The 12,885-nt window shown below is 64.4% G+C and carries 11 protein-coding genes; 4 read left to right on the forward strand and 7 right to left on the reverse strand.

The window, feature by feature from the left end:
- Positions 1 to 105 precede the first annotated feature (105 nt).
- From ACSBM8_RS14075 to ACSBM8_RS14085, 3 genes are all read right to left on the reverse strand, one after another.
- Positions 106 to 729 carry a LysE family translocator gene (locus ACSBM8_RS14075; RefSeq protein ID WP_442678627.1) on the reverse strand — a complete coding sequence of 208 codons (624 nt, stop codon included), beginning with the start codon at positions 727 to 729 and terminating at the stop codon, positions 106 to 108.
- Between the two features lie 139 nt (positions 730 to 868).
- Entirely contained in the window at positions 869 to 1,930 is a 1,062-nt protein-coding gene (locus ACSBM8_RS14080; protein ID WP_442678628.1) for a methyltransferase, read from the reverse strand.
- A gap of 573 nt (positions 1,931 to 2,503) precedes the next feature.
- Positions 2,504 to 2,956: a DoxX family protein gene (locus ACSBM8_RS14085; RefSeq protein WP_442678629.1), complete on the reverse strand. Its 453-nt coding sequence runs from the start codon at positions 2,954 to 2,956 to the stop codon at positions 2,504 to 2,506.
- Positions 2,957 to 3,464: 508 nt separating this feature from the next.
- Here ACSBM8_RS14085 and ACSBM8_RS14090 point away from each other — a divergent pair.
- From ACSBM8_RS14090 to bglX, 4 genes are all read left to right on the forward strand, one after another.
- Positions 3,465 to 3,722, forward strand: a complete 258-nt coding sequence (locus tag ACSBM8_RS14090) for a hypothetical protein (protein WP_442678630.1) — start codon at positions 3,465 to 3,467, stop codon at positions 3,720 to 3,722.
- Positions 3,723 to 3,930: 208 nt separating this feature from the next.
- Positions 3,931 to 4,740: a hypothetical protein gene (locus tag ACSBM8_RS14095; RefSeq protein ID WP_442678631.1), complete on the forward strand. Its 810-nt coding sequence runs from the start codon at positions 3,931 to 3,933 to the stop codon at positions 4,738 to 4,740.
- Between the two features lie 67 nt (positions 4,741 to 4,807).
- Positions 4,808 to 5,845, forward strand: coding sequence for a LacI family DNA-binding transcriptional regulator (locus tag ACSBM8_RS14100; protein ID WP_442678632.1), 1,038 nt, complete (start codon positions 4,808 to 4,810; stop codon positions 5,843 to 5,845).
- A 63-nt stretch (positions 5,846 to 5,908) separates the two neighbouring features.
- A complete protein-coding gene (gene bglX / locus ACSBM8_RS14105) occupies positions 5,909 to 8,236 on the forward strand; it encodes a beta-glucosidase BglX (protein WP_442678633.1) in 2,328 nt (775 codons plus the stop codon).
- A 57-nt stretch (positions 8,237 to 8,293) separates the two neighbouring features.
- On the opposite strand, the gene ACSBM8_RS14110 is transcribed toward bglX, so the two are convergent.
- From ACSBM8_RS14110 to ACSBM8_RS14125, 4 genes are all read right to left on the reverse strand, one after another.
- Positions 8,294 to 9,097: a TorF family putative porin gene (locus ACSBM8_RS14110; RefSeq protein WP_442678634.1), complete on the reverse strand. Its 804-nt coding sequence runs from the start codon at positions 9,095 to 9,097 to the stop codon at positions 8,294 to 8,296.
- Between the two features lie 157 nt (positions 9,098 to 9,254).
- Complete coding sequence (locus ACSBM8_RS14115; protein WP_442678635.1) at positions 9,255 to 10,772, reverse strand: SulP family inorganic anion transporter; 1,518 nt, start codon at positions 10,770 to 10,772, stop codon at positions 9,255 to 9,257.
- Complete coding sequence (locus ACSBM8_RS14120; RefSeq protein ID WP_442678636.1) at positions 10,769 to 11,467, reverse strand: carbonic anhydrase; 699 nt, start codon at positions 11,465 to 11,467, stop codon at positions 10,769 to 10,771. The genes ACSBM8_RS14115 and ACSBM8_RS14120 overlap by 4 nt, the downstream gene beginning before the upstream one ends.
- A 110-nt stretch (positions 11,468 to 11,577) precedes the next feature.
- Positions 11,578 to 12,885, reverse strand: a complete 1,308-nt coding sequence (locus tag ACSBM8_RS14125; RefSeq protein ID WP_442678637.1) for an ATP-binding protein — start codon at positions 12,883 to 12,885, stop codon at positions 11,578 to 11,580.

Raw genomic sequence — 12,885 nt, forward strand, 5'->3', positions numbered from 1 at the left:
ATGCGTAGTTTGAAGGCGGTCCGCTGCGCCACGCCGTCCGATGGCACTACGCAAAACGGGGCCTGCATCTGCATATGAAACGGGGTTGCGCCAGCCGTTCGTAGCTCATGCATGAAGGCCGACGAGTTGGATGCCCAACAGCATCAAGAATCCGCCCGTTACACGATCGAGCGTTCGAACGACGCCCGGACGCGTAAGCCAGGGCCGGATGCCGCCGGTAAAGATGACCAAAAGCGAGAACCAGCCGATCACGATAACGCCGTGCGACACCGCGAGGGAAAAAGCCTGGATGCCGCTGGACGGCCCGCTCGGCACGAACTGCGGCAGCAACGTTAAATAGAAGGCACCCACCTTGGGATTGAGGATATTCGTGGTGAAGCCGCGGCCGATCGCACCGGACATCCGCGCCGTTCCACTTCCCATACTGTCCAGCACGATAGAGAGGCGCGGCCGAAGCAGGAATTTTGCGCCAAGCCAGGCGAGATAGGCACCGCCGAACAGGCGCAGCAGCGTGAAAGCGAACGGCCAGGCATCGAGCAAAGCCGCCAGTCCGAAGGCCGCGGCCCCGCCCCAGCACAGACAACCCGCAGCAATGCCCAGCGCGCTGCCAACGCCCGCGCGGGGGCCGTCGATCGTCGCCGAACGGAGCACCAAGGCAGTGTCCAGCCCGGGCACCATCGTCAATATCGTCGCCGTCACCAGAAAAGCTGGGAGGGTCTGGGAAAACATGAAAGCATCTCGCGGTCGGGCGCGGTACAGTTGCTCCCGGCCTTCATGGCCAATGCCTGTCTTAGGTTGCAGCCTGGCTTCAGCAGCGATCCTCGCGCTTCACCTGTAACCGTGCGCCGATGGATCGCCAACGCGGCGGTTAACGGTCTGCGATGATGATCGTCCCCTTGTCTGCCGGCGAGAGGACATGGTGCCGAATTGCGCCGAAGCCGGCGCGAACCAGCATCTTGGACAACTCCTCATAGCTGTAGGTGCGCGTACCGGTCTCCACCAACAGCGTCAGCCCGAATGCGGCACCAAACAGGCCGGGGGTCGTCTCGCGGGGATAATCGTGGATGATCAACTGCCCGCCCGGCCGGATCACCTTCCCGAGATGCGCGAAGATATCTTCATTCTCTTCGGCATGCATATTGTGGGCAACCGACAGATACAGCGCGACGTCATACTCTTCGCCCCAATCGCGCGCACGGACATCGGCCGCATGGACCGCAACGCGATCTGCCAAGCCCGCTTCGTGTATCCGCCTATCGGTCCCACTTAGGGCGCTTTCCAGATCAATGATGACGGCGCTCAAGTCCGAGTAACGGCGACACAAAGCCAGTGTATAGATTCCGTGCGAGCCGCCCAGATCGAGCAGCCGCCGTGCATGGTGCGGCAGTTGCACGAGATGCAGCAGATCCCGCGAGAGATCCTGCGCGAATGCTTGCATGTAGCGGGCGAAGCGAACGCCCATTTCGGGCTCTTCGCGCATCCTGTCCCACAGCAAGTTGGTCGGACCGCCGTGACGGACGGCATCCGGCAGATCCATCATGATCGACCAGGCATCTGCGCTCCAGGCAAGGCCGGGCGTGTAATCCACCTCGCCGTGGCTGGTGAACCAGCGTGTCGTGGCGGGGGCATTGGCCAGCCGCCGGCCACGTCGTTCGAGGGCGCCCATTTCCACCAGGAAGTCGGCCAGACGCGCAACACCGTTTTGGCTCGCACCCAATGCGCGGGCGAGGTGCTCCTCCGTCATCGGACCGTCAGCGAGACTCTCGAACACACCCAGGCGACCAGCCGCGATCACCGCCGCGGCCCGCATCATGGCAAGATACACATCGGCTATCGGTTGCGCGGCCGCTTCCTCACGCGCCGCAATGTCCGCGCCGCGGTCCGATCGGAAACGCTGCGCAAGACCGAAATCCGCTATCCTATGGTCCATCGCACACTCCCGACGTTACTGGCATCTCGGAAACGATGGCGCGGGCCGGGTTACAGCCCGGCTTCAGCCCAGCCGCGTCACGTTACAAATGCGATTGCCACTTCCACATCGCAGCCCCGGTTATGGACATGTTGAGATCCAGCGCGCAGCAAGGAACGAACCTCGCCGCGCGATGGCGATGACCGCTGCCAGATGCTTCAATCCTGCCTGTACCATCGGGTCGTTTCCGGGAGCTTTGCCTGAAGGATCAGGCCTGTCCGTCGATAGATCATAGGTAGGCCTGTATCCCTTAGCGACGCGACCGGCGTGGATCGATCGGGCTCCCGCAATAGCGCTGCACCACGCCCTCCTCGTTACGGCCATCGCCGAGGCCCTGTGCTTGTTGCAGATGACGGCAGAGGGCAAAGCGTATGCTTTGATGCAACGCCAGACGTATCGCGCCGCTTGTCACTATCACCGCCGTCGTCGCCACAATCGTGACGCAGGCACACACCGCGAACAGCGTGGCCAACCCGAGGTTTTTACGCTCGACGGCACGCCTGCGCCTGCCGTCCCGCCCGATGCGCAGATCGGTCAGGACGTCATCCCCTTTGCCCGGGCCATCTCGGGTCGCTCCGTGCCGATCGGCGCGCGGACGGCAAGGATCGAGATCGCGATCAAGCCCCCGATGATGCCGACATGTTCGGTGGCCGTATGGAAGGCGATCGTCCGGAACGGCTCCTCCGTCATCCGCCAGAAACTGTGAACCAGGAATATGGTCAGGCCGGTGAATATGCCGAGCGCACCTGCCCCCAGCCAGGCCATGCGATTGACGATGATCAGCAAGGATCCCCCCAGCTGTACGCTGATCGTCGCCACGTTGAAGAGCGCGGGCGGCGTCAGTCCGAAATGCGCCATCTCCGCAACGCCCCCTTCGAAGTTGAACAGCTTCGCCAACCCGCTTCCCCAGAAAGGAAAGGTCAGCGCGGTCCGTGCAATCACGCTGACCAGGGGGCGGCGTAGGAGGTGTTGGATATAGTGTTGCATCGATAGGCTCCGTCGGTGTCTCGCAACTCGGCTGCCGCGATCGGAAGCACTGCCGATCGGCCCCGTGGCGGTGCGCAACGATCGGCGCGCATTCCCTCTCTGAAGATGGGCCATCATCTCGATCGAGCCCGCGGTCGGATAGTGGGAGCAGGTGTAGAGGATGAGGCTGTCGATCAGGGAGACCGGCGGGTCCGGGCGGTTCGGCCCAACGCATTCAGGATCGGTTGGCATGCGCTCCAGCTGCAGTCGCCGGGCGACGGTTTGATTGCAGGCGATCCTTCACGGGTTACGACTGCAGCGGTTTTGCTGGTGCCTCCGCCCGCCCCATTCTCTCGATTGTCCCGCCCGTCGTTATGTCTCATCCCGTTTTGTCCCGCTTATCGGAACCTGCGGAGGGCTTTATCTTGCTCGATATTCAGCAGCTCCAACGGGAAAGACGTGCACCATGATCATGCCAGACCCACTCCAGGCGTACTTCGCAGCAAATGCTCAGCAAGACCCTGACGCCATGGATGCAGCCGTTTCCGGGCCTGCGATCGTGCGGGACGAGCATTGCGTGCGCAAAGGCCAGCAGGCGATCTTCGCCTGGATCGAACGAGCAAACATTGCCGCATCCGCCGTCGCGGCACCCCGCGCGATCCGATCCGCAGCCAACGAACATGAGGTGACCGCCGAAGTATCCGGCGCCTTTCCCGGCAGCCCTGTGCTGCTCACCCTTCACTTTGTGATCCGGGACGACCAGATCGCCGAACTGGCGATTGCCTGACGACCAAGATAGATCCGGACGAGGTTCGCGAAGCAACGCCGAACGCGCTGCTGCAGAGTTGGAAAGGTTATACGGCCTCGACATCTGGTGCATGTCGTCGGTGGCCTCAGGCCGTGCTTCGGCCATCCACGGGACGGAGGCAACCACTGGGCTGCGGCCTTGACCTCGCATCGCGCTGGCGCGTTATCAAGCGTCGGCAGGTGGGCAGATGATGGTGAAACGGCGAAAACGATGGTGGCATCCGCTCCAGGCCGGCGCGCTGGTCCTAATCATATTCCTCGCCCTCGTCCTTGCTGTCCTGCTGATGCCGGTGTGGCTGCCCCTGTTGTCACGAAGCACGGCCCGCGACGAACGGCGCAAGCGCAAGCTGGTGGAGACGTGGCCGTGCGGCTGGTGCGTCGCCCCGCTTGGCGAAGCCGCGCTCTCGCGTGCCGACGCCCTGGAAGCGGCCGAATCCAAGGCGGAGCAGATCGGCAACGACTGGATGGATGGGCCTGTGCATAGTAGACGCATTCTGGATGCCTCTTGCCCCCGCTGCGGCGCAGGTCATTACTTTGGCCGCAAGCAGCGAGCGTTCCTTCTGCTGAACCCCCGCGAAGTCGGCGCTCGATTTGGTGCGCTGATGGAAGAAGCGGTGCCAGCGCCGACCTGCCGAATGGCCTGGCCCTGGCTCCGGCCCGCCGGACCGATGCATATGCTGCAGGTGACGCGCGATCCAATCGCCGCGTTCGACACGCCGGAACACCCCCCGTCCGGCACGATCGAAGTCCCGGCCGATGTCGATGTCGCGGCGATCGCCGAAGCGCTCCTACGATCGCCCTGGCTGCCCGATCCGGGACCGTCGGCACGCTGGCGCTGCATGACAGGCGCGGTGGCGCTGGAGTTCGGCAAGGAGGCTGGCATACCGTTTGTCCAACGCGCGGGTGACATCCCACTGCGCGTGGACACGGTACCTCTGGTCCACCTCGTTTATGCTTACGACCGTAACGATCATAATCAGCAGGACGGTACCCACTGAGCGACAACGGCTATTCGGCCACCTGATCCCGGCTTATGCCACACCTTTTGGCTAGCGGAGCAGGAACATGGCGCGATCCGGTCGACGGCGCGGCACGGCCATCACGATCCAGGCGGTGGCGGAGCATGCCGGCGTATCGGCAATGACGGTCTCGAATGTGATCAACGGCACCGGCAAGGTCGGGGCCGCCACGCGGGAGCGCGTTCGCGCGGCGATCGCGCAGCTTGGCTACGTCCCCAATCTGGCGGCGCGCGGACTCGCCAGCGCGGGCATCGTCCGCGTGGGCCTGATCTATGACGAGCCACAAAGCCCCTTCGTCAGCGCGATGCTGATCGGCGCGCTCAACATGACCTCGGCCCGCGGCGTCCAGCTGATGATCCGTCGGCAGCCCGACTATAGCGTCGCAGGCGCGGCGGAGAGCGCGGCGGCGCTGGTGCGCAGCGGCGCCAACGCGTTGCTGCTGATGCCGCCCTTCGCAGAACTGTTGAGCGGCCGGCCGATCGTCCGCGAACTGAATGTGCCGCTCGCCGCGGTCGCAACGGGAGGCGCTTTGCCCGACGCCAGCACTGTGCGGATCGACGATGGCGCCGCCGCTTTCGCCATCACCGAGCTGCTGATCCGCCATGGCCACCGCCGCATCGGCCTGATCGCCGGTCCCGAAAATCATTCGGGCAGCGCCTTGCGCCGCGCGGGCTATCTCGCGGCGCTGGAGGCGCACGGATTGTCGGCCGACCCGAGCCTGCAGGTGCCGGGCAATTATCTTTTCGACGGCGGCATTATCGGCGCCCGTGCATTGCTGGATCTGCCGGATCCCCCCACCGCCATCTTCGCGAGCAATGACGATATGGCGGGCGGTGTCGTTTCGCTGGCGCAGAGCCGCGGCGTACGTATTCCCGAGGCGCTGGAAGTGGTCGGGTTCGACGATACGCCGATCTCGCGCCAGCTCTTCCCGGCACTGACGACGATCCGGCAGCCGATCACCGAAATGACGGAGCAGGCGACAGCGGCTTTGATCGACGCCGTCGCTCATCCCGGCGCCGACCCGCAAGATACGATCCTGGATTATGTGTTGGTCGAACGTGACTCAACCGGCGGTTGCATTTAACGCTAAACCGAATTAGCCCCTCTCTCACTGGCATGACCAGAAAGCACAGAGAGGGCTGAGCCGATGCGCCGCGTGACACCGAAACCCGTTTTCCTGACAGCCCTTCCCAGGACGCTTCTGCAGGGCGCCGCGCTGGGCCTGATCCTTACCGCTGCCACGGCCGGGACGGCACGTGCCGCGGACGCACCGATGGCGGATGCGGCCGTCCGCGCGCGGGCCGATGCTCTGATCGCGCAGATGACGCCGGAGGAGAAAGCCGGCCAGCTCACGCAATATTTCGATTTCCCCATGCCCGCCGAAGAGAAGCGGGTCGCAGATGAGGTGCGCGCAGGCCGGGCCGGATCGCTGCTCTTCCTGAGCGAACCGGACAAGATCAACCAGATGCAGAAGATCGCGGTCGAGCAAACCCGCCTCAAGATCCCGCTGCTGTTCGGTTTCGACGTCATCCACGGCCTGCGCACGATCATGCCGGTGCCGATCGCCATGGCGGCGTCCTGGGATCCGAAGCTGGTGGAAAAAGGCCAGGCCGTCGCAGCGGAGGAGGCCCGTTCGGTCGGTATCCATTGGGCGTTCGCACCGATGGTGGATATCGCGCGCGATCCCCGCTGGGGCCGGATCATCGAAGGTGCGGGGGAAGATGCCTATCTCGGTTCGGTGATGGCGGCAGCCCAGGTGCGGGGCTTCCAGGGGCCCTATATCGGCGCAACCAATCACATCATCGCCGGCCCCAAGCATTTTGCCGGCTATGGTGCGGCCCTGGGCGGGCGCGATTATGACGAGGTCGATCTGTCCGACAGCCAGTTGTGGAACGTCTATCTGAAGCCGTTCAAGGCGGCGGTGGATGCGGGCGCCGGCAACATCATGAGCGCCTATATGGGGCTGAACGGCGTACCCGCCACCGGCAATCACTGGCTGTTGACCAAGGTGCTGCGCGACACGTGGGGCTTCAAGGGCTTCGTCGTCACCGATGCCGGCGCGGCGCACGATTTGGCGACGCACGGTTATGCCAAGGACAATGCCGATGCCGGCGTCCGCGCGCTGACCGCCGGCGTCGATATGGAAATGGCGCCGCCCTTCGGCGAATCCGCCTATCGCACGCTGCCGGCCTCGCTCGCCGCCGGAAAGGTCACCAATGCGCAGCTCGACGGCGCAGTGCGGACCATCTTGGAAACCAAGATCCGCATGGGCCTGTTCGAGCGCCCCTATGCCGATGCCGCCAAGTCCGCGCGCATCCTGGCCGATCCGGCCCATCGCGAGATGGCGCGGATCGCCGCGGAACGCTCTGCCGTGCTGCTCGTCAATGAGGACAAGCTGCTGCCGCTCGACCGCGGCCGCGTCAAATCCATCGCCGTCATCGGACCGCTCGCCGATGCCGCCCGCGATACGGTCGGACCGTGGGTGTTCGCCCAGAATGATACGGAGACGGTGACGGTGCTCGCCGGCATCAAGGCTAAGGCTGGCCGCGACGTACGGGTCGATTATGCGCCGGGCGTCACCATGCCAGCGCGCCTGTTCCCGTCCATTTTCGATGCGGGTATCGGCAAGGCGGCGCCGCGCCCGGATATTGACGATGCCAGCGAGATCCCGCGAGCGGTGGCCCTGGCCAAGGCTGCGGACGTCGCCGTCCTCGTGCTGGGCGAAGCGCAGAATATGATCGGCGAATTCGCGTCGCGCTCCTCGCTGGATCTGCCAGGCCGGCAGCAGGAATTGCTGGATGCGGTGATCGCGACCGGCAAGCCGGTCGTGGTCCTGCTGATGAGCGCACGCCCGATCGACATGAAGGGTAGCAAACCCAAGGCCCTGATGAATATCTGGTATCCGGGCTCGCAGGGTGGCGCTGCGGTCGCGAACCTGCTGTTTGGCGACGCCGTTCCCGGCGGCAAACTGCCCTTCACTTGGCCACGTGACATCGGCCAGATCCCGCTGACCTATGCGCACCTTACCTCGCATCAACCGGCAAATGCCGAAAAGCGGTATTGGAATGAATCCAACGCGCCGCTTTTCCCGTTCGGTTATGGGCTGAGCTATTCAAGCTTCTCGTACAGCAACCTGAAGGTTGCGCGGCCCAGCATTGCACCGGGCGAGAGCGTCGACGTCTCCGTCGACATGACCAACACAGGCCAGCGCACGGCGGACGATGTCGCCCAGCTCTACATTCACCAGCGCTATGGCAGTTCGGCGCGACCGGTCCGCGAGCTGAAGGGGTTCCAGCGCGTGACCCTGAAGCCGGGCGAGACGCGGTCCATTCGCTTCACCCTGTCGCCGGAAGAGCTGCGCTATTGGACGGCAGCGAGCGGTACCTGGGTCCAGGACGAGACCACGTTCGACGTGTGGGCAGGCGACAGTTCGGCCGCGACGTTGGCGACCACCTTCGACGTCAAGAAGCCCTAACGTCGGGAAGGCGGATCATGACTGACCCCCGGCAGGTCATGATCCGCCTGGCGCTCCTTAGAAGGAGGCGCCTACCGAAAAGACAATCCGTCCGGACGCGATCGAACTGCCATTCTTGTTGGAGCTGAAATTGGGCAACAGATAGGCCGATTCCCGCTTGGTGATGTCGGTATCGACGTAGGCGATGCCCAGCACGACCGGGCCCAGCACATAATCCGCGCCTACGAGCCAATCGAAATATTCGCCGGTTGGCGCAACGCTCGTGCCGTTCGGGCCAAGGCCGGGATTGCCGTGCGAATAGCCGATATGCCCTTTGACGGTGAGCGCCGTACCGGGCACGCCGGCATTGGCATCGCCCCAAAGATAAAGGTTATCCTTCTTCTGCCCACGGCTGTTGGGCGTGTTGGAGAAGTTGCCGAGCGCCTCTTGCTTCGGCGCATAGGCCACGCCGGCAAGCAGATTGAGCGGGCCGGCCGTGCCGGACAGCTTGGCATAAGGTTCGGCGAAGTCGGTGTTCGATGCGCCGCCGGGATACATGTACCAGGTCAGGCCGACGTCCAGCGCGCCGCCGCCGATCGGCGTCTTGTAGCCGCCGACCAGGTCCAGCTCCATATTGGATCCGCCGAACGTTCCCCAGCCTGCGAGGTTGGATCCCCACACCGCTGCGTAGAAGCCGGACGTATGGGTCGCGGTCAGGCCGCCCTGTACCGCCATATGCTTGTCGCTTTGCGACACGCCGCGGAATCGGTAGTCGGACACCAGCCCGATGGAGCCCGACACCGTGATCGGTTTCGGCGCCTCCTGGCAGAGGCCGGGCGCAGCGCACAGGCCTGCGGCCAGCGCGAACAAAGTCTTCTTCATGGAGCTACCCCTTGTTGGTGGTGGCTCCTCCTGCATCCGGACCGCCGAACCTGTACCATCGAGGATGGCCTGTGCGGTCGGACCGGATGCGTCAGATAGTGATCGGCAAAAACTTCCCGTTCTTATCCCTTTTGTAAGGAAATATTTCTGCCTCGGTTTAGGCCTTGAGCCCCGGGAAGCGGCCCTCGGCACCGGCCAATGCAACGCGCATCCCAGCTGCGCGGCGGCGCTGCAGCCAATCGTTCAGCATCTCCGCGCTGGTATGATCGATTGCCGTCAACCGCGCGAGATCCAGCGTCAGCCGGCTGCTCGGCGGTACTTCCTCCAGCGTCCGCGTCAGCTTCGGCAGCATGACGAACGTGGCCGCGCCGTCCAGCGCGACATGGCTATTGGCTTCGCCATGCTGCGCATCGACCCGCAGGTTGAGCCGGCGGATGTGGGGGATCAGCTCCAGCAGCGAAAGGCCAAGGCCGACCAGCACGCCCGTCAGCAGATCCTCCGCCACCACCGTCACGAGCGTCGCCACCCAGATGATCGCAGGCAGGATGCCGTAATGACGGAACAGATGCGTCACGTGCGAGACGCTGACCAGACGGAAGCCCGTCACGACCAGGATGCCGCCGAGCGCGGCCATCGGGATTTCCCGCAGCAGCCAGGGCAGCAGCGCGACGAAGCCGAGGATCCAGATGCCGTGCAGGATGGTCGACAGCCGTGTGGTCGCCCCCGCCTGCACGTTGGCGGACGAACGCACGATCACGCCGGTCATGGGCAAAGCACCGGCCGCACCGCACAGCAGGTTACCGATACCCTGTGCGCGCAATTCCTTGTCGTAATTGGTGCGCACGCCGTCATGCATCTTGTCGACCGCCGCCGCCGACAGCAACGTCTCCGCGCTGGCAATGAAGGCGATGGCCAGCGCCGTGGCATAGATGGCGGGATCGCCAAGCTTGGCCAGGAAGCTCTGGTTGGGCACGTCGACTGCGCTGAAGATATTGCTGGGAACGGCAACGCGCGTCACGTCCAGGCCCATCGCCCAGGCGACGAGCGTGGCCGCCGTCACGCCGACGAGCGCGCCGGGCAACAGGCGCATCGATGCCGGCCGGAATTTCTCCCAGCCAAGCATTGCCAGAATGGTCAGCAAACCGATCGCAAAGGCACGCTCCGCGCCGGATATGTCGCCGGGGTTGAGGCCCAGCAGACGGCTCGGCATGGCCACCAGATTGGCGACACCATTGGCCAGCGGCTTGGCGTCAAACAGGACGTGGAACTGGCCGACCACGATCAGCACGCCGATGCCGGCGAGCATGCCGTGCACGACCGCGGGGGAGATGGCGCGGAACCATCCGCCCAGCTTCAACATGCCGGCGACGAACTGAATAAGCCCGGCGAGCGCCAGGATGGGACCCAGTGCCGAAAGCCCCTGGTCCCGCACGATCTCGTAGACGATCACGGCTAGGCCAGCGGCGGGGCCGCTGACCTGGAGCGGTGATCCCGCCAGCATACCGACGACGATGCCGCCGATGATGCCCGTTACAAGGCCCTTCTCCGGCGGCACGCCCGATGCGATCGCGATTCCCATGCACAGCGGCATCGCCACGAGAAACACGACGATGGAGGCGGTGAAGTCGCGCGTAACCGCGCCACCCTTCAACCGCTCAGTGAAGGCGGTCATCATTCCGCTGCTACCGCATAAGAATCATAGGCAATGGCCGTGCGACGCTCGGCACGCAGCGCGACCGGCAGCGGATCTTCTTCGCGCAGCGGTACGAACTGGCCGGTATCGCCATCCAGACCACTGATCTGGCCGGCATGGATATCGACGAACCAGCCGTGCAGCGAAATCTCACCCCGGGCGATGCCGGCGGCGACACTCGGATGCGTCCGCAGGTGCGCAAGCTGCGCGACCACATTTTCCAGGCTGATCGCGCGAACGAGATCGCCATTGGACAATTCCGGATAGGCGTCGCGCACGACCTGATTTGCCGCGCCGCTATGGCGAAGCCAGGCCGCCACGTTCGGCATGTCCTTGGCCAGATGCGGCTCGGCAACGGCCTTCATCGCGCCGCAATCGGAATGACCGCAGACGATGATGTCGCGTACGCCCAGCGCGTGGACGGCATATTCCACGGTGGACGACACGCCGCCATTCATGGTGGCATAAGGGGGAACGATGTTGCCGGCATTGCGGCAGACGAACAGGTCGCCCGGCTCTGCCTGCATCACATGTTCCGGTACGATGCGTGAATCTGCGCAGGAAATCATCAGCGCCTTCGGCGCCTGGCCGCGACTGGCGAGCTTGCCATAGAGCTCGCTGCGGATGGGATAGACGTCCTTCTCGAACCGAAGGACCCGCCCGATCAGTTCGTTCATAAATATACTCCCTTCGATAACCGCCAACGGACGGCCTCATTGAAGAGAGTTAAGGATCGGACTTTGCTACGTTACCGCGTGCGTGTAACGAAGTTTTGCTGGCCGGCAGTTCACCGCAGAGGCACCCGCAACTCGGCGCGCAACCCGCCTTCCGCGCGGTTGGACAGGTTCAGCTCACCCCCTTCGATCTTGGCCAGCCGGATGACGATCGCAAGGCCCAGGCCCAACCCCGTGGTGTTGCGGCCGCGTGCCGGATCCAGCCGGGTAAAGGGGTGCAACACCTCCGCCATCATCTCCTCGGGAATGCCAGGCCCGTCATCGTCGACCCAGATCACCAGGGTCCGCCCCTCCCCACGCGCGCCCACGCGCGCGCTGCCCCCATATTGCAGGGCATTCTGCACAAGGTTGCCGATCGCGCGCTTCATGCCGCCCGGACGCACCATCGCCTCAAGATGATCGTCACCGACATAAGTCGCGTCTTCGCCGCGATCGACCGCGTCATCCACGATCGTTGCCGCCATTACGGCGACGTCCGTCCGCACCGGGGTTTCCGGATCCTCATCCCCACCCAGGAACGCCAGCAGCGAGACCACCATCGCTTCCATCTCGGTCACATCCTGCTCGAACGCGCGACGCAGCGCCGGATCGGCGACCAGTTCGGCGCGCAATTGCAGGCGCGACAGCGGCGTTCGCAGGTCATGGCCGACGGCCGCCAGCGCCTCGGTCCGATCGTTGATCAGCTGCTGGATCCGCGTTTGCATCGCGTTGAAGGCGCGGATGACGTGCCGCACCTCGGTCGGCCCCGCCTCGGGCAACGTCACGCCGCTGCTGCGCCCGATCCGGTCGGCGGCGCCGGCCAGCATCTTCATCGGACGCAGGGTATGGCGGAATAACAAAGCACCGATGATCAACAGCGCCGCGGAAGGCCACAGTACCAGGAATATACGATGCCATCCCGGCTGATCGTCGTTCGCGGGCTCGAAGGCGCGAAAGCGCATCCAGGTCCCGTCATTCAGTCGCAGCGCGCCCGACAGTTGCGCCTTGCGTCCGACCGGCACCGTTTCGACGCGCAGATCGCTGTCGCCCAGGCTTCTTTCCCAATCCAGCACGCGCCGATAGGCTTCGTCGCGCTCGGCGGCCCGTGGCGGCTGCATCGCGGTCGATCCGGCCCAATGGATATCGTAGCGATCGGTGGTCAGGCGGGAGGCGAGCGCGGGGCGCGCGGAAGGATCCTGGTCGGACAGCAGCTTGCGGGCGATGACCAGATGTTCGGCAAGCCGATGCGCCTCATCGCTGCGGATCAGCGCCCGGCTGGACTGCTCGTAGAGGATGGTGCTCGCGACGAACTCGATCGCCAATGTCAGCAATAGGATTGCCAGCAAGCGTCCCAGCAGGCCGACCGAGAGACCACCGCGCAA

The sequence above is a fragment of the Sphingomonas sp. ASY06-1R genome (genome assembly GCF_052180265.1).
Classification (GTDB): domain Bacteria; phylum Pseudomonadota; class Alphaproteobacteria; order Sphingomonadales; family Sphingomonadaceae; genus Sphingomonas_I.